This window comes from Corynebacterium sp. HMSC072D12 (assembly GCF_001813925.1).
Classification (GTDB): Bacteria; Actinomycetota; Actinomycetes; order Mycobacteriales; family Mycobacteriaceae; genus Corynebacterium; species Corynebacterium aurimucosum.
On sequence record NZ_KV814412.1, the window covers coordinates 63,686 to 83,506 of the forward strand.

18 protein-coding genes are annotated in these 19,821 nt (G+C 59.2%); 4 read left to right on the forward strand and 14 right to left on the reverse strand.

Going from position 1 to position 19,821, the window contains the following annotated elements; all coding sequences use genetic code 11:
• Positions 1-129: 129 nt before the first annotated feature.
• The 3 genes from HMPREF2943_RS08775 to HMPREF2943_RS12575 all read left to right on the forward strand — a co-directional run bounded on the left by HMPREF2943_RS08775 (position 130) and on the right by HMPREF2943_RS12575 (position 3,222).
• On the forward strand, positions 130-489 hold the full coding sequence (locus tag HMPREF2943_RS08775) for a Cd(II)/Pb(II)-sensing metalloregulatory transcriptional regulator CmtR (RefSeq protein WP_005530797.1): 360 nt from the start codon (positions 130-132) through the stop codon (positions 487-489).
• The gene (locus tag HMPREF2943_RS08780; protein WP_010187976.1) at positions 486-2,378 is read left to right on the forward strand and encodes a heavy metal translocating P-type ATPase; all 1,893 of its coding nucleotides are present in this window, start codon (positions 486-488) and stop codon (positions 2,376-2,378) included. The genes HMPREF2943_RS08775 and HMPREF2943_RS08780 overlap by 4 nt, the downstream gene beginning before the upstream one ends.
• A gap of 520 nt (positions 2,379-2,898) precedes the next feature.
• Positions 2,899-3,222 (forward strand): type IIL restriction-modification enzyme MmeI, encoded by a 324-nt coding sequence (locus HMPREF2943_RS12575; protein WP_049189366.1) that lies wholly within the window; start codon positions 2,899-2,901, stop codon positions 3,220-3,222.
• A 219-nt stretch (positions 3,223-3,441) separates the two neighbouring features.
• Here HMPREF2943_RS12575 and erm read toward each other — a convergent pair whose 3' ends face one another.
• The 5 genes from erm to HMPREF2943_RS08805 all read right to left on the reverse strand — a co-directional run bounded on the left by erm (position 3,442) and on the right by HMPREF2943_RS08805 (position 7,595).
• Complete coding sequence (gene erm, locus HMPREF2943_RS08790; protein WP_070429178.1) at positions 3,442-4,296, reverse strand: 23S ribosomal RNA methyltransferase Erm; 855 nt, start codon at positions 4,294-4,296, stop codon at positions 3,442-3,444.
• A 153-nt stretch (positions 4,297-4,449) separates the two neighbouring features.
• Positions 4,450-4,893 carry a recombinase family protein gene (locus tag HMPREF2943_RS12665; protein WP_223845690.1) on the reverse strand — a complete coding sequence of 148 codons (444 nt, stop codon included), beginning with the start codon at positions 4,891-4,893 and terminating at the stop codon, positions 4,450-4,452.
• A gap of 206 nt (positions 4,894-5,099) precedes the next feature.
• Positions 5,100-5,888: a zeta toxin family protein gene (locus tag HMPREF2943_RS08795; RefSeq protein WP_070711359.1), complete on the reverse strand. Its 789-nt coding sequence runs from the start codon at positions 5,886-5,888 to the stop codon at positions 5,100-5,102.
• Positions 5,889-5,891: 3 nt separating this feature from the next.
• On the reverse strand, positions 5,892-6,155 hold the full coding sequence (locus tag HMPREF2943_RS08800; RefSeq protein WP_070444618.1) for a hypothetical protein: 264 nt from the start codon (positions 6,153-6,155) through the stop codon (positions 5,892-5,894).
• Positions 6,156-6,185: 30 nt separating this feature from the next.
• The gene (locus HMPREF2943_RS08805; protein ID WP_070711360.1) at positions 6,186-7,595 is read right to left on the reverse strand and encodes an aldehyde dehydrogenase family protein; all 1,410 of its coding nucleotides are present in this window, start codon (positions 7,593-7,595) and stop codon (positions 6,186-6,188) included.
• 151 nt (positions 7,596-7,746) lie between these two features.
• Here HMPREF2943_RS08805 and HMPREF2943_RS08810 point away from each other — a divergent pair, with 151 nt between their 5' ends.
• Positions 7,747-8,667: an AraC-like ligand-binding domain-containing protein gene (locus HMPREF2943_RS08810; RefSeq protein WP_070711361.1), complete on the forward strand. Its 921-nt coding sequence runs from the start codon at positions 7,747-7,749 to the stop codon at positions 8,665-8,667.
• Here the strand turns inward: HMPREF2943_RS08810 and HMPREF2943_RS08815 are convergent.
• The 9 genes from HMPREF2943_RS08815 to HMPREF2943_RS08855 all read right to left on the reverse strand — a co-directional run bounded on the left by HMPREF2943_RS08815 (position 8,664) and on the right by HMPREF2943_RS08855 (position 19,770).
• A complete protein-coding gene (locus HMPREF2943_RS08815; protein ID WP_070711362.1) occupies positions 8,664-9,995 on the reverse strand; it encodes an NAD(P)/FAD-dependent oxidoreductase in 1,332 nt (443 codons plus the stop codon). The genes HMPREF2943_RS08810 and HMPREF2943_RS08815 overlap by 4 nt on opposite strands.
• 18 nt (positions 9,996-10,013) lie before the next feature.
• On the reverse strand, positions 10,014-11,525 hold the full coding sequence (locus HMPREF2943_RS08820; protein WP_070711363.1) for an APC family permease: 1,512 nt from the start codon (positions 11,523-11,525) through the stop codon (positions 10,014-10,016).
• A gap of 240 nt (positions 11,526-11,765) precedes the next feature.
• Positions 11,766-13,253: an NAD-dependent succinate-semialdehyde dehydrogenase gene (locus HMPREF2943_RS08825; protein WP_070444607.1), complete on the reverse strand. Its 1,488-nt coding sequence runs from the start codon at positions 13,251-13,253 to the stop codon at positions 11,766-11,768.
• A 9-nt stretch (positions 13,254-13,262) separates the two neighbouring features.
• Positions 13,263-14,048 carry an HpcH/HpaI aldolase family protein gene (locus HMPREF2943_RS08830; RefSeq protein ID WP_070711364.1) on the reverse strand — a complete coding sequence of 262 codons (786 nt, stop codon included), beginning with the start codon at positions 14,046-14,048 and terminating at the stop codon, positions 13,263-13,265.
• Positions 14,033-14,818: a 2-oxo-hept-4-ene-1,7-dioate hydratase gene (gene hpaH, locus HMPREF2943_RS08835; RefSeq protein ID WP_070444603.1), complete on the reverse strand. Its 786-nt coding sequence runs from the start codon at positions 14,816-14,818 to the stop codon at positions 14,033-14,035. Before hpaH ends, HMPREF2943_RS08830 begins: the two co-directional genes overlap by 16 nt.
• 160 nt (positions 14,819-14,978) lie before the next feature.
• The gene (gene hpaD, locus HMPREF2943_RS08840; RefSeq protein WP_070444601.1) at positions 14,979-16,055 is read right to left on the reverse strand and encodes a 3,4-dihydroxyphenylacetate 2,3-dioxygenase; all 1,077 of its coding nucleotides are present in this window, start codon (positions 16,053-16,055) and stop codon (positions 14,979-14,981) included.
• A 49-nt stretch (positions 16,056-16,104) separates the two neighbouring features.
• On the reverse strand, positions 16,105-17,619 hold the full coding sequence (gene hpaE / locus HMPREF2943_RS08845; RefSeq protein ID WP_070444599.1) for a 5-carboxymethyl-2-hydroxymuconate semialdehyde dehydrogenase: 1,515 nt from the start codon (positions 17,617-17,619) through the stop codon (positions 16,105-16,107).
• A gap of 16 nt (positions 17,620-17,635) precedes the next feature.
• Positions 17,636-18,298 carry a GntR family transcriptional regulator gene (locus HMPREF2943_RS08850; RefSeq protein ID WP_070645205.1) on the reverse strand — a complete coding sequence of 221 codons (663 nt, stop codon included), beginning with the start codon at positions 18,296-18,298 and terminating at the stop codon, positions 17,636-17,638.
• Positions 18,295-19,770 carry a fumarylacetoacetate hydrolase family protein gene (locus HMPREF2943_RS08855; protein ID WP_070711365.1) on the reverse strand — a complete coding sequence of 492 codons (1,476 nt, stop codon included), beginning with the start codon at positions 19,768-19,770 and terminating at the stop codon, positions 18,295-18,297. The genes HMPREF2943_RS08850 and HMPREF2943_RS08855 overlap by 4 nt, the downstream gene beginning before the upstream one ends.
• Positions 19,771-19,821: the final 51 nt, after the last annotated feature.

Here is a 19,821-nt window from a genome sequence, read left to right on the forward strand (position 1 = left end):
GGCAGCCAAACCACAAAGGATCAGTCATCTGCTATCCCATCGACTAATTCCTGCAGGTCGCAGGACCTTCGCGTAACCGTCAGTTCAGTGCATTTTGAATAGTTAAGCACACGTTGTATTGTTCAGCACATGCTGACTATTGCTTCGCGCCTCGACGTCATGAACCGGCTCGGCCGGGCCATGGCTGATCCGACGCGTTCCCGAATCCTGATGACCCTACTCGACGGTCCGGGCTACCCGGCCGAGATTTCGCAAAGCTTGGATCTGACCCGCTCGAACGTCTCGAACCACCTGTCCTGCCTACGCGATTGCGGCATCGTCGTCGCTGAGCCGGAGGGCCGTAAGACCCGCTACGAAATTGCCGATCCGCACCTCGCGGCGGCGCTCGAAGCGCTGGTCAACGCGACACTGGCCGTCGACGAGAATGCCCCCTGCATCGACACTGAGTGCTCGGTGCCCGGCTGCGGCGAGAAAGGAACGGACGCATGAGTTCAGCATGTGGATGCGAACACGAACCCGCCACGGAGATCGAAGAGCTCGATCGGCCATGGTGGAAAGACCCCGAGCTACTGCTACCGATCTTCTCCGGTGTAGCCCTCATTACAGGACTGGCGCTGGACTGGTCCGACTTGGAGACGCCCGCAACGGTACTGTATTGGCTTGGCCTGCTGCTGGGCGCTTATACGTTCGCACCTGGAGCGATCCGGAACCTTGTCACGAAGCGCAAGCTCGGCATTGGCTTGCTTATGACGATCAGCGCGGTCGGCGCGGTGATCCTTGGTTTCGTCGGAGAGGCCGCGGCGCTGGCGTTCCTGTACTCGATCGCCGAGGCGCTTGAAGACAAGGCGATGGACCGGGCCCAAGGCGGACTGCGGGCACTGTTGAAGCTGGTACCGCAAACCGCGACCGTGCTGCGCGACGGTACGACGGCCGAGGTCGCTGCGAAGGACCTTGAGGCTGGCGAGCTGATGCTCGTGCGCCCCGGGGAGCGGATCGCCACGGACGGCATCATTCGGTCCGGACGCTCCAGCCTTGACACCTCAGCGATCACCGGAGAATCCATTCCGGAGGAGGTCGCACCCGGCGACGAGGTACCCGCGGGAGCGATCAACTCCGCCGGTGTGCTGGAGGTCGAGACGACCGCAGCTGGAACGGACAACTCGCTGACCACACTCGTCGATCTCGTCGAGAAGGCGCAGGCGGAGAAGGGTGACCGCGCCCGGATCGCCGACCGGATTGCCCGACCCCTAGTGCCCGGGGTGATGATCCTGGCGGTGCTGGTCGGTGTGATTGGCTCGCTGCTGGGCGACCCCGAGACGTGGATCACCCGTGCGCTGGTGGTCCTGGTCGCAGCGTCGCCGTGCGCGCTGGCAATCTCCGTGCCGCTGACGGTCGTGGCCGCGATCGGCGCGGCCAGCCAGTTCGGAGTAGTCATCAAGTCCGGCGCGGCGTTCGAGCGACTCGGCGGCATCCGTCACCTAGCGGTAGACAAGACCGGAACCCTTACTCGCAACCAGCCCGAGGTTACCGGAGTGGTCCCGGCAGACGGATTCGATCGGGCGCAGGTGCTTTCCTTCGCGGCGGCGGTTGAGCAGCAATCGACGCACCCCCTCGCCGCGGCGATCGTGGCAGCGGAGCCCGAAGCGCCCACCGCCTTGGATATCAGCGAGGAAGCCGGTCATGGCATCGGCGGCACCGTCGAAGGCCGACGGGTGCTGGTCGGCAGCCCCCGATGGATCGACGCCGGGCCACTGAAGGCGGACGTTGAGCGTATGGAGTCCGAAGGCCAGACCTGCGTCCTAGTCACCGTCGATGACGCTCTCGCCGGGGCGATCGGGGTGCGCGACGAGTTGCGGCCCGAGGTGCCCGATGCCGTGCAATCCCTGCACGACAACGACGTGGAAGTGAGCATGCTCACCGGCGATAACACTCGCACCGCCCGGGCGCTGGCTGAAATCGCTGGAATCGACGACGTGCGCGCCGAGCTGCGACCGGAGGACAAGGCAAGCATCGTCGCCGAACTCTCCTCCAAGACGCCGACGGCGATGATCGGCGACGGCATCAACGACGCGCCGGCACTGGCGGGCGCAACGGTGGGCATTGCGATGGGAGCAACCGGCTCTGACGCCGCGATCGAGTCCGCTGACGTCGCCTTCACCGGCCACGACCTCCGGCTGATCCCGCAGGCGCTGCAGCACGCCCGCCGAGGCAGCAGGATCATCAACCAAAACATCGTGCTGTCTCTGGCCATCATCATCGTGTTGATGCCACTGGCGATCAGCGGTGTACTGGGCCTGGCCGCCGTCGTGTTGGTACACGAAGTCGCCGAAGTCATCGTGATCTTGAACGGCCTGCGGGCTGCACGAGCGAAACGCTGAGGCTGTGACCGGCAAGTCTTATAAGGGTTGAACCACGCGCCGAGCGCACACACACGTTGGACCAGGCGAGTCATTCGAGTTCACCGCCTGGTCCTTCTCGATGCGTGCAGGCACGGGAACTGTGGGTGAACCTAATAGTTCAACGGCCTGATACCGCTTGCAGATTCTTCACACGAGGTAGCGGAATGGACCGAGGCCGAACGAAAACCGGAGTTAGAGACAGCGCTCTTCAACCTACCCCCAATAACGCGAAACGTCATTAACGCCTCGCGTTACACGTTGAACTTGAACTCGACGGAGTGTCGGCGATAAATAACCATTTTATTCGCAAGTGCGGAAGTAGCAACGAAATACCGCTAAAACGGACAACATGGGGGTGCACAGAAATACATATAGGTTCTGCGGAAAACCTATAGGGATCGTCGCTATAAACCGCTGTGCGTGGAAAACATAAAGGGTTTACGGACCCGGTCCCAGCCCCCTCAATACTCTGAGCCGGGAGAATGGAAAATGGAAGTCGATGTATCCCCACTATTCATTTTTCCGTTCTTCGGAGTACACCGGGAGCTACTCCTTCGGACCAGCTCCGTGTGAACTAGATGAGAAAGCGCAGCAGCGAATCATCGACGCTGGACAGTTGGTACTGCGGGCCCGCGAGCGGCACCCCGAGGGGTCACTCGCGGAGCACTACAACCCGTTAGCGATGGACCAAACTCTGCTCAAGGCTCACGACGAAATGGACCGAGAAGTAAATAAAGCTTTCGGTGTGGCACGCAAACTCACCAACGAGCGCCAGCGCCAGGAGCTACTGTTCGCCAGCTACGGGGAGTTGTCGAGGGGCTAATCTCCTCGCTTCCATCAAAATCGAAACCACCAGCAGGGTCGTTCCCCGTGCGGGTAATTTTGATCGGCCCCGCTGCTGGGTATAGAACCCTGTCGCCGGCAACGCCGGGAACTATGACTGTGCCCGACGAGAACACGTCACTGTCATAACCCGGCTCACGGTAGACCAGCACTGGTCGTCCACTACTACTGGTGGATTTCGGTTTGGGTGGCGGGGAGATTAACGCCGCCGGCCTCGTTTTTTGCGTTGAGGAGGGCGTTGACTACTTCCCGATTGTGAAATTGGCCGATGGTGCGATGGAGAGGAACCAGTCACCTGAAAGAGATCGATCCAGTCGCTGGTGCGCAATCTGGGGGGTAGGGTTGCGGGGTCGATTCCTCGCGAGCGCAACCATGATTGTGTATCTGAACGTGATGAAAACAACCCTGCCCTTCGGAGAATTTCCCCTATCCCGCGTCCCCGGGCGGTGAAAACGGTGTGCACCATAGCCTGAAAGGCTTTGCGTTGCTCTATCGGGATCTTCGGGTCACCCACCCGGCGGATCACTAAGATCCCCCCGTCAACGTTAGGCTGTGGACGGAAAGCAGACCTTGGTACTCGGGAACCAAGGTGAAACGTGAACCATGGGGACCACTGAGCCGTCATCATCGTGCTTGCGCCTACCCCGGCCCGGCGGCGAGCGACTTCCCACTGCATGAGGAGTACAGCGTCAGTCCATGCCGGCGCATGCAACAACTTTCGAAGAATGGCAGTGGTGAGGTGAAAGGGAATGTTTCCCACAATGACGCAGGGAGTGGCGGGTAACGGGAAGTTAAGGAAATCATCATGGACCACTTCGACCGACGCCGAGGCGGTCTTTTTTGTGAGTTTGGCAGCTAGTTTTGCGTCTACCTCAACTGCCGTTATTGCCCTCCCCAAGCGGGATATCGGGTGAGTGAGGGCACCGCTTCCCGGCCCGATCTCGATGATGGGGCCGGTGGTTTGTTTTACAAGATCGACGATGGTGTTGATGATCTTTTGGTCTGTGAGAAAATTTTGGCCATGTTCGTGACGGCCGTATCCGTATGTAGACATCAGGTGTGCTCCGTGGAGTTGAAACGGAGCCGGGCATGGCAAATGGCCGCCCGGCTAAAGGACCGGAGCGGTTTTTGACCCGCGGGAGGGAGAAAACCGCCTTAGCGGTTGGTGAGCGGCCGCATGAAAACGGAACCTGAAATCAACATGGTTCTATCGTATCCAATTAATTTCGCAGGGTGCAATACGGTGAGAAAGAAGACAACCGCACCGCAACAGTGCAAGACCTCTCTGGATTGGAATTTGTCCTACCTTCGGGGCGTCATACAGACGCCACTGGCGTATTTTGTCTCTGGGCAACGAGGGGGAGTTACCCCCACCTCCGAATGTTTTTAAGGTGCACCCCTGATTACGCTGGGGTGCGGGAGTAATTCTGTCCGACCGATCGGACTGTCCAGCGAGGTCCCAGCAGATGATCGCGTCGATTTCGCCGCGTTCGAGGGATGCCACCATGGCGTCGTAGTTGGGGCGAGCCACATTCTTCTTTGACGCGGAAATGGACTGATCGACGTCGTTATGTCCTATGTCCAACGTGCAAGCCACGCTGCTTTGCAATGACTTCACAGTCCTGAGGCTGCAGGTCGATGGTGCGGCCATCCACGTCAGCGTCTCGTGAGATACGACGGCAAATAGGAGCGCGTGTTGTCAAACGCTATTAATAAGGCCTAGCTACACATTGAACTTAAATTCAACGCAGACGACATCCTCAGCCTGCTCGACCTCGCAGACCGCTAGCTCGCCAGCAGCCGCTTTGACACGAAGCTCCCACCGCCTACCGGGCGCGCAGTTCCACGGGCACAGCCTTAAAGTTTGCGGATACGCTCTGCATCAGCCACGAGGTTGTGCGTGAGCTTCTCAGCTTCAAGCCCACTCAAGTCACAGCTGTCAAAACGGGCCAGCCAGTCGGCCCGAACAGCGGGGGAGTCGAACCAGGTTGCGCGCTCAGTCTCAATATCCTCAATGCCGCTCAAGGTGCGGCCATCGCGGGTGCGGATCTCGAGGTCGTCGACAAGCGGGGCAATCGCTTGCAGTCCTGGGACGATGGCTTTAAAGCCCGACGTGTGGGAAACCTCATTGGTCCAGCGCGGGTAGCGGCTCACGCGCTGCGCCTCCAGGTAGCGCTGGACGACACCGAGCCTGGAGACCTCCTGCGCCACCGCCAAGCCCACGACCCTCACGCGGAAACCCGCGGAGCGAAACTTGGCTATCTCACCCGCGATGAATTCCGGGTTGGACAGCGTGTTCTCAATGATGAGGGAGTGCCCGTGCTGACGGCCATACTCAATCAGCGAGGACATCCAATAGGGCACCGGCCCATTGGTGAGTACGTCCATGCGTAAGGGATCGCGCTCCACAATCTCGTCGAGGGCGGGGTGCAGCTTCCGAATCTCATCGGAATCAAGGACCGCGTGACCGTTCTTTACCGATTCAATGGCCGTTGATTTGCCTGACGCTGGCTGCCCCGCCACATAAATGACCTCTGGAACAGCCGGACCATGAGCATTCGATCGGCCGAAATAGCTGGCTTGCAGAGTCTTTAGCCGTTGCTCCATAACCTGCGGATCAACGGGGAAGTCAGCGGCAGAAAGCATAGGCTATGCCGCTTTGTGCTCGGAGGAGAGGGCTTCAAGCCGCTGCGCAAAGAGAGCCGCAGCGGATCGGATGGCTTCGATGTCAGTTGCATCAACCTCGCCAACCATGTCCTCTACCAGCCAGTTCTGGCGAATCCACCATTGCGATTCAACGTCGTTGCCTGCTTCAGCGGCCCTAGTGAGGTAGGCAGCTTTCAGCGAGGACGCAACCTCCTTCATGGCGTCGAAGGCTGCGTACTCGATCTCCGGGACTTTGGCGGTGCTCATGGCGCTAAGAATAGCAGCGCCACGGCGGTTTTAGCCGTTGATGATCTGCGGGTACGCCAGGCCCTTAAGGCCCTCGGTGCCAAACTCCACGCCGTAGCCGGAGGACTTGATACCACCGAAAGGCACGCGCGGATCCACAGCACCGTGGGCGTTGATCCAGGTAGTACCCGCCTCCAGCTGCGCGGCGACGTCCAGAGCGCGCTCGCGGTTGGAGGACCATACGGAGGAGCCCAGACCCACATCGAGCTTATTGGCCTGCTCAATGGCCCAATCGAGGTCCGTGTACTTCACAATCGGCAGTGCGGGACCGAACTGCTCCTCCACGACCAGCGGGTTGTCCGGGTCGATGTCCGCCACCAGGGTGGTGGGGTAGAAGTAGCCCGGCGCGTCGTAGTCCGGGTCGCCGCCCAGCAGCACGCGGGCACCGGAATCCTTGGCGGCGGTGACGAGGTTGTCCACGATGTCGAATTGCTGCTTGTTCTGCAGCGGGCCGAGCACGTTCTCCTCTTCCAAGCCCACGCCCATCGGGGAGACCTTGGCCACCTCGACGAGGGCTTCGCAGACGGCGTCGTACAGCGACTCCGGCACGTACACGCGCTTCATCGCCGCACAGGTCTGACCGGTGTTGATGAAGGCACCCCAGAAAAGGTCGCCGGCGATCTCCTTCGGGTCGGCATCATCCAGTACGATGCCCGCATCATTGCCGCCAAGCTCCAGCGTGAGGCGGGTGAGGTTGTCCGCGCTGGCCTCCACGATCTTCTTGCCGGTGGCGGTAGAACCGGTGAACATGATCTTGTCGACGCCCTCGTGGGTAGTCAGCGCCGCGCCAACCTCACCGGCGCCGCTAACGACTTGGAGGACACCCTCCGGCAGCACGGAGTTCACTACCTTGAGCAGGCCCAATACGGAGAGCGGGGTGTACTCAGAGGGCTTGACGACGACCGCGTTGCCCATACGCAGCGCCGGCGCAATCTGCCAGATGGTGATCATCATCGGCCAGTTCCACGGGCCAATGGCACCGACAACGCCTAGTGGGCGGTAGTTGACGGTGGCGGTGATGTCATCATCAACGGCGGTGTAGTTGGGGTGCTCGAAGGAGGCGGTAGCATTCAGCCAACCAGAGCAGGCACCGACCTCGAAGCGGGCGTTCGGGCCGTTGAGCGGCTTGCCCTGCTCACGGGAGAGCAGCTCCACGAGTGCCTCGGCATGAGCGTCGATGGCGGCAGCTGCCTTGGTGAGCAGCTCGCAACGCTCAGCGTCGCTAAGCTTGGCAAAGTCCTTCTGCGCTGCGCGTGCGGTCTCAACTGCAGCGTTGAGGTCCTCGACGGTGTTCTCTGGGGCGCGGCCAACAACCTCACCGGTGGCAGGGTTGAAGATGTCGCGTCCGTTCTCATCCGTGATGGCGTTGAGCAGATCAGCGTAGGTGGCGAACTGAGTCATGAGATCTCCTTGTAAAGAAGTCGAGGGCCCCGCGAACAAAGCCCAAAGAAACTTTTACCTAGGATGTTACCTGCACCACACCGACTCTATTGACTCTGAGTGCACACAATTTGTCCAAAAATGTGCCAGTTCTCACGATATGATGCCACTTATGTCTACTTCCGCCGTTGAGTACTTCGATATCGCGTCATGGCGCACCGCGTCATCCGAGTCTTTTGGACAACTCGACGTGGACACTGAGGACCCCTCTTCCTTTCACGCCACGCTGCGGTCAACGAAAGTGGGGGACATATCCCTCTTCGATATGTGCACCTCCCCGCACACCGTGAATCGCTTCAAGATAGCCGCCAGCGAGGCCCCCTTTTGCAAGCTCAGCCTGCAAATCACCGGATCCTCAACCATGAGCCAGGACGGGCGAACCTGTGAGCTACACCCTGGCGACCTAGCGCTGTATGTCACCCAACGGCCTTACACTCTGCGCTATCCGGAGGAGCAAAACACACTCATTGTGCATTTCCCGCAGAGCTTCCTCGATATTTCACCCGCACAGATCCAACGCCTCACCGCGAACCCCATCTCACGCTCGCATGGCCTGGGCGCGGTGGCGGTTCCCCTCTTTGAGCAGCTCGCGAAGAACCTCGATCTGCTCAAGGGCCCGCACGCCACGGCCTTGGTCCGCTCGGCTCTCACCATGTTAGTGTCGGTTCTCTCCTCCGACGTGGCCGAGGAACCTTCCGCGGGCACGCTCCTGTTCAACCAGGCCACCGCCTACATCGAGAAGAACTTGGGCGACCCCGAGTTAGGTCCCAGCACCATTGCCCAAGCACTCTTTGTGTCCGTGCGCCACCTCCACGCCAAGTTTGCCGAGCAGGGACTCTCCGTGAGTCACTACATCAGAACCAGGCGCCTAGAACACATCCGCAGAGACCTCGTGGACCCGCGGCGCTCCGAGGAATCAATCAGCCACATCAGCGCCCGTTATGGCCTGCACGACCCCTCGCACCTTTCGCGCATCTTCAAGGCGGAGTACCACAAGTCACCGAGTGCGTACCGTGCAGCGGCTAGCGGTTAATCACGCAACTTGTTGATAACCTCGCGAGCGGTAGAGATTCCAGTTTCGATGGCTCCATCGACAACCACTCCACGCCAACCGGAAGCCCAGTCTGCTCCAGCGAAGTGCAACGAGGAAGTCGAGCTGCGGAAGTGGTGCCAGCCCTCAGTGAACTGGCCTCGACGCAAGGTAGCCCAAGCCTGGCCCGAATACTCATCTGCTACCCAGTCATGACCGGTGACACCAACAACCTCGAGATCTGGGCGCCACTGGTCGACAACCTTTTGAGCATCCTCAATGCTCTCCAAATCGATCTTCTCGTGATCGGAGCCAAAGGCAACACAGATAGTCGTGTCATCATCTTCGAAGTATTCAGAACGAAGCACGGATACGACTGCAGGCTGGGGCGCGTAACCGAAGATGTTGTGATGACCCTTGATCTTGATCCAAGCCTTGAAACCAGTCGAATTCCACTTCTGCTCGATAGTCTTCTGCGAGCCTTCAGGCAGACCCGGGGTGAATTTAATGTTCCCCAACGCACCAACCGGAACCGTAACAATCACAGCATCCGCCGTCTCGGAGGTACCGTCCGCATACGTAACGGTGGCCGAATCTTCTCCGTGCTCAATCGCAGTCACCGCAGTATTCAAACGGATTTCTCCGGTTAGATCCTTTGCGATGTTGCCGTAGATACCCCGCATGCCATTGACAAGTTTAAATCGCAGCGTTTGCTCATCCACCAATGAAAGACGGTGATCGCACAAGGCTGCCCACTGCTTGGCCATCAAAGAGGACCCCTGCTCTGGGTACCCGATGTATCCAGCCGACCAATACGCATTGCACAGATCCTTTTCTTCCTGGGTAAAGTCACCGTCCTCCAACGCATCGAGAACTCCAGCCTGATCTGCAGCCAGGAAAGCATCCTTCAATTCTTGAGATGCACCGAATTTCTCATCCAGCACAAGCAGCGGCTTGTGCGGTTCTGGGAAGAATTCGCGAGATTTCTCGAAGATCTTCTCCATCGGCCGAGCCAGTTTGGCATCCATTTCTGCTTCCGTTCCGGACTTCAGCTCACCACCGGCATACCAATATGCGGTATCTACAACGGGCGAAGCGATAATATCCTGGCCATAACGAGTGATTTCGGACCAGACATGCGGCTGATGCCAGTGCACCCAGGTTGCGCCAATCTCCAGCGAGCGTCCGAGCCTATCGTCAGTCCAAGCACGGCCACCAATGCGGTCACGAGCCTCTACGATGTGATACCCAATTCCAGCGGTCTGCAACTCTCGCGCTGCCGTTAGACCTGCGAATCCCGCACCAACGACGATTACATGCTTCTTTTCCATGATTACCTTTCTGAAGATTTAGATTCGATCAAGATTGTCTTGAAGACTTGCGTAAATATGCGGCCTAGCGTGCTTGAGGTATTCGCCCCACATCAGCCCAAGAATTCCGGAGGCGATAATGATTCCGGGCATCACCCACACGAGGGCATCCGAACCGGTGTCGCCAATCATGAGCGGGAAATTCATCAGCACCAATGCGAAGACAGCCACGAGTCCGCAAGCTGATACAAGCGGTGCAATGATCCGCGTGAAGAGGTTGTAGCCTTTTTCCTGCTTGTTGAGCCATACCATGATGGACACACTCACCACTGCGAGCAGGAAGACCAGGCCGAACGCCGCGGCGTTGGTCAGCCACGTAAAAAGCGTGAGGACTGGGAATAGTTCGCCCATGTCGCTGCCATTTTCCGCAATTGCAAAGCCACCGACTACTAGGAAAGCAATGGAAGTCTGAGTGAGCGACCCAGCTATAGGTGCTCCTTTGGACGATGACACCGCGAACTTCTCGGGAAGGACGCGTGAGCGCCCAAGGGAGAAGAAGTACCGCGCTGCGGCATTATGGAATGCGACGAGGGCAGCAATAAGCGAAGTTACAAACAAGCAGTTCGCTATGTTGGCAGCAAGCGCTGAATAGTCGCCCAACCACACGAAGACCAGATCGGGACCAAGCTCAGTTGCCTTATCGATGACGACGGACGGCCCCACTCCTTGAGCAAATGCCCACGCCGAAAAGGCGTAAAAAAGGGCAATCGTTCCCACGGCGATATAGGTAGCTTTCGGGACAGTCCGCTCTGGATCACGCGCTTCTTCCGAGTAAATTGCACCCGACTCAAACCCCATAAAGGCTGCAATTCCAAAGGCAAGGAGAACGCCTATACCATCGGTAAAGAATTGGCTCGGGCGTACCGTCTCCGCAGTAATACCCTCTGGGGCAACGCCAAGAGAAAGAACTGAGACTGCAGCAACAACAACGAACTCGAGGGCTACCAATATACCTAGGACTTTGGCAGAAAAATCAACATTGCTGACACCCATGACAGCCACCAAGAGCCAACCAGCCAAGGCGGCAACCCACCACGAGATACTTGTTCCAAACCACCCGTTGATCAGATTGGCCAGAGAGAACCCGAAAATGCCATACAGCCCAACCTGCATCATATTGTAAGAAACCAAAGCCAGAATCGCGGCCGCGATTCCTTGGCGGTTTCCTAGTCCTTCTGACACGTAGGCATAGAACGCTCCAGAGTTCTGAATCTTTGAACTCATAATCCCGTAACCAACGGCGAAAAAGACAAGAATAATTCCCAGGACGAGGTATCCCCAGGGAACACCCAACAATCCAGATACTGCGAAGTTGGTCGGCACTCCTCCCGCAAGCACAGTAAGAGGTGCCGACGCCGCGATAATCATAAAGACTAGCGACGTTGTCCCTAGGCGCCCGGCGCCCAGGCCGCCCTTAAGTTCGGTGGGAGCCCGGTGCCCGGGCTGTACATTTCGAGCGGGTAGCACTGGTGCCTGTGTCGATGTGTCCACGCCAACTCCTCCTTACTAGCTATGTCGGCCCGAGAATCCACCGGACGAACCCGGTGTCTTTCGGTGCATAGCCAGTAATTGTGTCCCAGTGCACACTGAAAAAGTTGTTTGTGCGTGATCACGATTTGACTATGAGTGCTGTCACACAACAGGGTTACGAATACTATGCAGAAAACAATAATGCTGACACCTCCCACCTAGGAGATGCCAGCATTGTCAGCGGCGAAATTAATGCACTAGTTATGCATTCGCGTACGGGTCGCGCATAGCGATGTACTGCAGCGAGGTGTACTCGTCCAAGCCCTCAGCGCCGCCCTCGCGGCCCATGCCGGACTGCTTCACGCCACCGAATGGGGCAGCGGCGTTGGAGATGACACCAGCGTTGAAGCCCATGAGGCCGAACTCGAGGCCGTCACCGATGCGCCACATACGGTCGGAGTCCTCGGTGAACACGTAGGAGGCCAGGCCGTACTCGGTGTCATTAGCAATCTCAATCGCTTCCTTCTCATCGGAAAAGGTCAGGATCGGAGCAATCGGGCCGAAGATCTCTTCCTGTGCCACGCGGGCATCACGAGGAACGTTGGTCAGAACGGTCGGGGCGTAGAAGTAGCCCTTGCCCTCACCCGGCTTGCCGCCGACGATGGCCTTGGCACCCTTCTCCACGGCGTCGTCGACAAGCGCGGTGATGTTATCCAGTGCCTTCTGCTCCACGAGCGGACCACAAGTGACACCCTCATCGAGGCCGTTGCCCACCTTGAGCTCACCGATGCGCTTAGCGAACTTCTCCGCGAACTCATCGGCGACGGACTCGTGGACGATGAAGCGGTTAGCCGCGGTGCAGGCCTCACCGATGTTGCGCATCTTGGCGCCCATTGCGCCCTCGACGGCCTGGTCGATGTCAGCGTCCTCAAAGACGATGAACGGAGCGTTGCCGCCCAGCTCCATCGAGGTGCGCAGGACGTTGTCGGCAGCGGCCTTGAGCAGGGTCTTGCCCACCGGGGTAGAGCCGGTGAAGGAAACCTTGCGCAGGCGGGAATCCGCCATGATCGGCTCGGAGATGGCCGAAGCAGACTTACCGGAGACCACGTTGACCACACCGGCAGGAACGCCGGCATCAATCATGGTCTGTGCGAAGTACTGAGTAGTCAGCGGCGTGAGCTTGGCGGGCTTGACCACCATGGTGCAACCAGCGGCAATGGCCGGGGCAATCTTGCGGGTAGCCATAGCCAGCGGGAAGTTCCACGGGGTGATGAGCAAGCACGGGCCCACCGGCTTGCGACGGGTCACCATGCGCAGGGTGCCCTCCGGCGCCGGCAGGGTACGGCCGTAGTCACGAACGGCCTCCTCGCTGAACCAGCGTAGGTACTCAGCGCCGTAAGTAACCTCACCATAGGACTCTGCCAGCGGCTTGCCCATCTCCAGGGTCATCAGCGCAGCGAACTCGTCCTTGCGCTCCTGCACCAGGTCAAAAGCACGGCGCAGCAGGTTGGAGCGCTCGCGGGTGGACGTGCGTGCCCACTCATCCTGCACGGCGCAGGCTGCATCCAAAGCCTTCTTCGCATCCTCAGAAGTAGCGGAAGCAAGGGTAGCGATAACCTCACCGGTTGCCGGGTTGTCCACGTCGAAAGTGGAGCCATCGGAGGCGTCTACCCACTCACCATTAATCAGCAAGCCAGTTGGAACCTTGGCCAGCAGCTCGTCAATATTGACCTTGTTGTTTTCACTCATGGTTCTTTTTTACCCTCCCAAATGGAATTTGTCTGCCAGTTGGCGTGCCGCACCCGAAAGAAGTTGAACATCCGCCCCAACCAGGGCAAATGATGCGCCAGAAGCCATGTATTTCTGGGCCTGTTCGAGGTTGAAGGCGTTGACGCCTACCTTCTTTCCGGAAGCACGAACTGCTTCAAATGTGTGATTGACCGCCTCGAGCACGTCCGGATGGGTCTGCTGACCCAACAGCCCCATCGAGGCCGCCAGGTCCGAGGGGCCGACGAAGATGTTGTCCACGCCTTCAACAGCCACGATCTCTTCCACGTTCTCCACCGCGGTCGCAGACTCAATCTGCACCGTGAGGCTCACCGTCTCCGACGCGTTGGCGAGGTAGTTCTCCACGCCATTCCAGCGCGAAGAGCGGGCCAGAGCCGAGCCGACGCCGCGCACACCGCGGGGCGGGTAGTGCATGGCTGCAACGGCCGCTACCGCTTCCTCGGCGTTATCAATCATGGGCACCATCAGATTCTGTACACCCAGGTCAAGGTACTGTTTGATCAGCGCCGTGTTATTCACAGGCACGCGAACCACACGCGTAAGACCATAGGCATCAGTGGCGCGGAGCAAGGAAAGAATGGTCTCCAGGCCATAAGGCGAATGCTCGCCGTCGATAAGCGTCCAGCTAAAACCAGCCGAGGCGATGATCTCCGCCGCGGCCTCCGAGCCGGAACAGATCCAGGCACCAACGAGTGGTTGCTCGGCCTTTTCTAGGACGTCTGCAAAGGTAGGCGGCAACTTTACTGGAATCGGCATGTGATGGACCCCAACTTTCCATAGTCTGCATGGACGGTATCGCCCGGTTCAACCCACATGGGCTTGGTGAAGGAACCGGCCAGAATAATGTCGCCGGCGGCAAGGTTATCGCCGTGCGCGTGAAGCTTGTTGGCAAGCCAAGCCACGCCCATTGCCGGGTGGTTCAGCACAGCCGCCGCCACACCCGTATCTTCGATGGACTCGTTGCGGTAGAGCAGTGCGGACACCCAGCGCAGATCGACGTCCGCGGGATCCACCGGGTTGCCGCCGTAGACCATGGCGCCGAGGGCTGCGTTATCCGAGATGGTGTCGACGATAGTGCGGCCTTCCATCTCGATGCGGGAGGAGAGGATCTCCAGAGCAGGGACGACGTACTCTGTTGCACGCAGCACGTCGAAGATGCTGCAATTCGGGCCCTTCAGCTCTTCCTTGAGCACGAAGGCCAGCTCGACCTCAATGCGAACATTGGAGAACTGCGCGTGCTCGATGGTGGAGCCGTTCTCATAGACCTGGTCTTCAAAGATGGCGCCGTAGTCTGGCTCGGTGATTCCCGTGGCTTCCTGCATAACCTTGGAGGTCAGGCCAATCTTACGGCCGACGAGACGACGCCCGTCTTCAATGCCGCGGCGCACCCACTCGCGCTGCACTGCGTAGGAATCCTCGATGCTCATCTCCGGGAAACGGGCGGTCAGCAGCGGGACCATGGTGCGATCCTTTTCGGCTTGCGCCAGTTCATCTGCAATAGCGATGTGCTGTTTCTCATCCAGCATGTACTTCGCTCCTTAAGGTGTTGTAGAACGTATCTGTTCTGTTTAACAGGTTCGTTAAACCTGATGGTTTCACGTGAAACGACAACGCGGTCCCGCGATATGTGCGCTTTCTTATCGACGCCGCGGGACCACGTTCATAAACCTGAGTGCTGAGGCCTGTTTAGAGCTGGTGTCCCAGCTTGTACTCGCCCTGCTTCCACTCCGGCATTTCTTCTGCATCTTCCTTACGGGTGTAGGAGAAGCCGTCTGCGCCAATGGTTGCCTCCAGCTCGGACTCGTCCTCGCGAGCCACCAGCGGCACTGGGTTGCCATCGAGGTCGAGGACGGTGGAGCCATCGCGGTACCAGGAAGGGACAACCGGGGTTCCCCACCAGTCACGGCGCTGGTTATCGTGGACATCCCAGGTCACGACCGGGTTATCCGGGTCGCCGGTGTAGTAATCCTGGGTGTAGATCTCCACGCGGTGGCCATCCGGATCACGCAGGTAGAGGTAGTAAGCGTTGGAGACACCGTGGCGGCCCGGGCCGCGCTCAATGCGGTCGGATTCGCGCAGTGCACCCAACTTGTCACAAATCGCGATGATGTTGTGCTTCTCGTGGGTAGCAAAAGCGATGTGGTGCATGCGCGGACCATCGCCACCGGTCATGGCGGTGTCGTGCACCGTCGGCTTGCGGCGCATCCATGCAGCGTAGACAGTTCCCTCCTCATCGCGAATGTCCTCGGTGGTGCGGAAGCCGAGCTCCTCCATGTACTTCACGGCGGCAGGAACGTCCGGGGTGATCTGGTTGAAGTGGTCGAGGCGAACAAGCGCGCCAGGGATGTGGGCATCGTATGCCCAAGCCAGACGCTCGACGTGCTCAACCTCGTAGAAGAACTCGTACGGGAATCCCAGCGGATCCTGCACACGCACGGAGTCACCGATGCCCTTGACGAAGCCATCCTTGTTACGGCGAACCTCGCAACCACGTGCCTTGTAGAACTCCTCGGCGAGGTCCAGATCCTCCGGCGAACGAACACGGAAGGAGAATGCAGCAACGGCAGCGACGGGGCCTTGGCGTAGCACGAGGTTGTGGTGGATGAACTCCTCGTAGGTGCGCAGGTAGATTTCGTTCTCGTTTTCCTCGGTCACGACGAGGCCGAGGGTGTCAACGTAGAACTTTCGAGATGCAGCGAGATCGGTAACGACGATCTCCATGTAGGCGCAACGCAGAATATCGGGGGCCTGAATGTCAGCCATGATGGCTCCTTAGATAGAAGTAGTGGTGGGGGAGAAGAGAGTGGACGTCTTAGTCCTGCTTGCCAAAGACCGGGTTGTGTACCTTGTCCAGGTTGATGTGGACGGCCTGCTGATCGGTGTAGAAGTCGATCGAACGGTAGCCGCCCTCGTGGCCCAGGCCGGAGGCCTTGACACCACCGAACGGGGTGCGCAGGTCACGGACGTTGTTCGAGTTGAGCCACACCATGCCGGCCTCAACGTTCTGGGCAAAGTTGTGGGCGCGCTTCAGATCCGAGGTCCAGACATAGGCGGCAAGGCCGTACTTCGTGTTGTTGGCCAGCTCGAGTGCTTCTTCGTCGGTATCGAACGGGGTGATAGCAACGACGGGGCCGAAAATCTCTTCCTGGAAGATTCGTGCATCCGGCTTGACGTCAACGAAGACGGTCGGCTGGACAAAGTTGCCTTCCTCGAAGCCTTCCGGGCGCTCACCGCCGGCGGCCAGGGTGGCCTCCTGCTTGCCGATCTCGATGTAGGAGGTGACCTTCTCGTAGTGCTCCGGGTGTACCAGGGCACCGACCTCGGTGGTCGGATCGGAGGGCAGGCCCACCTTCACGCGCTTAGCCTGGGCGGCGTAGCGCTCCACGAACTCATCGTAGATATCGCGCTGAACCAGGATGCGGGAGCCAGCGGTGCAACGCTCACCGTTGAGGGAAAAGACGCCGAAGATGCAAGCATCGATCGCGGTCTCCAGGTCAGCATCACTGAAGACGATGGCGGGGGACTTGCCGCCCAGCTCCATCGACAGGCCCTTGAGGTGAGGAGCTGCGTTGCCGAAAATGATCTGGCCGGTGCGAGACTCGCCGGTGAAGGAAATCAGAGGAACATCCGGGTGCTTAACCAGCGGGTCGCCTGCATAGCCTTCCTCACCGAAGCCGTTGACCAGGTTGAAGACACCCTTCGGCAGGCCGGCCTCCTCGAAGATGCCCGCCCACAGCTGTGCAGAGAGGGGAGTGAACTCAGCAGGCTTCAGGACGACGGAGTTACCGGTGGCGATGGCCGGGGCGAGCTTCCAGGACTCCAGCATGAACGGAGTGTTCCACGGGGTAATCAGGCCCGCCACGCCAATCGGCTTGCGGTTGACGTAGTTGATCTGGCGGCCCGGTACCTTGTAGGCGTCGTCAGCCTGGGCGACGATTAGGTCAGCAAAGAAGCGGAAGTTCTCCGCTGCACGCTTAGCCTGACCGTTGGCCTGAGTGATGGGTAGGCCGGAGTCGAAGGATTCCCACGCGGCAAGCTTGTCCGCGCGGCTCTCGACGATATCCGCAATCTTGTTGAGCACACGGGCGCGCTCACGCGGCAGTGCCTTGGACCACGGGCCGTTCTCGAAGGCCTCCTTCGCAGCAGCGACAGCCTTGTCAATGTCTTCCGGCTTGCCGGAGGCGGCCTTGATGTAGGTTTTATTGGTTACCGGATCCAAGACCTCGAATTCATCACCGTCGATCGACGGGACGAACTCGCCGTTGATGTAGTGAAGGATCTTCTCGGGGAGATCGGTGGGCTTAGCAGCATCGTTGTTGATAGCCATGGGTGATTTCGACTCCTTAGTCGTTTTTCTTGCGATAGGTTCTGAGAGTGGTCAGTCGGTGTTGCCTGGCCACTTTTTCTATGTAGGCGGGTTCCGCGCCAGCCTCGATGAGACTGAGCAATTGCTCGTGCTCGCGCGTTGACTCTTGAGCTCTTTCGGGCACATACCGAAAGGTAGAGACGCGGTGGTATTCCAATTGCTTCCACTGGTCCACCACCAAGTTCTTTAGCCTCTCGTTCGGGCACTTGGAGAAGAGAACGCTATGAAATTCTTTGTTGAGCTGGGTAAATTCTTCTGGATCGTGGTGGATATCGAGCTCCTGCATGCGCTGGTTGATCTCCTGCGCCCGGGCAATATCCTCCGCATCGAGATACGGTGCGGATTGGGCCGTGGCATTTGCTTCTAGCGTGGCCACGATGTCCATGGATTCGTAATAGGCCTCGCGATTGTAGGTGGTCACGCTGGCACCGACGTTGCGTTCGTAGGTGACCATCCCTTCTGCTTCAAGTTGCCGAATGGCCTCGCGGACGGGAACCACACTGACGCCCAGTTCCTCCGCGATTGTTGCTAACACGAGGCGATACCCGGGCTCATAATCTCGAGTACGAATCTTGTGACTTATCCAGTTATAGGCCTGTTGGGACTTGCTTTCCCCAGCTGATAGGGCAGGTTCCGTCATTGACCACCCGCCTTTCCATCACGGAACGCGATATAGGCTTCCTTATTCGCTCCGGTCGGCGGGAAGAGCCCATCCAGGCTGGCGCCCGTCTCCACCTGGGTGGCGACCCATTCGTCTTCGTGCTCCTTGGCCAACGCAGCTTCGGCGACTTCCGCGGCGATATCGCGGGGGATGACCACGACGCCATCGTCGTCACCAACGATGATGTCACCCGGAAGAACGGTGGCGTTGCCACAAGAAACAGCGATATCGCTGTCCCACGGGACATGCTTGCGGCCGAGCACGCAGGGGTGCGCGCCCTGGGTGAAGACGGGCAGGCCAATCTCCTTGACGGCCTCGTAGTCACGCACGCCGCCATCGGTGACAACGCCGGCAGCACCGCGGACTTTCGCGCGCAGCGCCAAAATGTCACCGAGTGTTCCGGAACCGGATTCCTGGCGGGCCTCGATGACGATGACCTCACCCTCCTTGACGGTGTCGAAGACCTTCTTCTGCTCATTGAGACCACCACCGTGGGACTTGAACAGGTCCTCGCGGCCGGCCACGAAGCGCAGGGTGCGGGCAACGCCCACCATCTTGGTTCCCTTCGCCTGCGGGTACACGCCTTCGATCACGGACTGGTTGATGCCGCGCTTGCGCAGCTGAGCGGACAAGCCGGCGGTCGGGGCCTTCTCCAGGGCCGCCTTGAGCTCTGGATCGAGGCCGACCTCACCCTTAGGAGGAAGGCCGGCGGATTCGCGGTCACCGTAGGCATCTTCGCGCTGCTTATCGTCCACGTAGGGCAGGTTGCCCAGCTGCGGATCGAAAGAGGCGGGGACCTCCTTCACGGTGGTCTTCAGCTTGCCGGAGCTCACGCCTCCTGGCACATCAACTTCGACCTCAACGACGTCACCAGGCTCGATGACGGAAGAGCCAGCAGGAGTGCCGGTGAGGATGATGTCACCGGTCTCCAGTGTCATGTGCTGGGAAAGGTCGGCCACAAACTGGGCGAGGGGGAAGATGAGGTCTTCGTCGGAGGACGTACCCTCTTGGACAACTTCTCCGTTGACCCACGTACGCAGGCGTAGGCCCTTGGGGTCGATCCCCTGGGCGTCGATAAGCTCCGGCCCAATGGGGGTGTATCCATCGCGGGACTTGGAACGGGTGTTGGAACCTTTGTCCTGCACCTTGTAGTCATACAGCCCAATGTCGTTCGACGCGGTCACGTAGGCAACGTGCTTCCACGCATCCTCAAGGGAGACATTGCGGGCCGGAGTGCCGATGATGAGTGCGATTTCGCCTTCGAAGGCCAGCAGTTCAGTTCCTTCGGGACGCTCGACAATCCCGTCCGACTCAGCCAGCGTGCTTGTCGCCTTGAGGAAGTAACTCGGGGTTTTGGGCCAGCGGCCGCGCTGTGCCGCGCGGGACTCAAAGGCCACATGGACGGCGATCATTTTGCCCGGTTTTACCGGCAAGAACTCAGGTACAGCCATGAAGAATCCTTAATTGTGAACAAATCCTTGCCCAGATCGTATATTATCCCT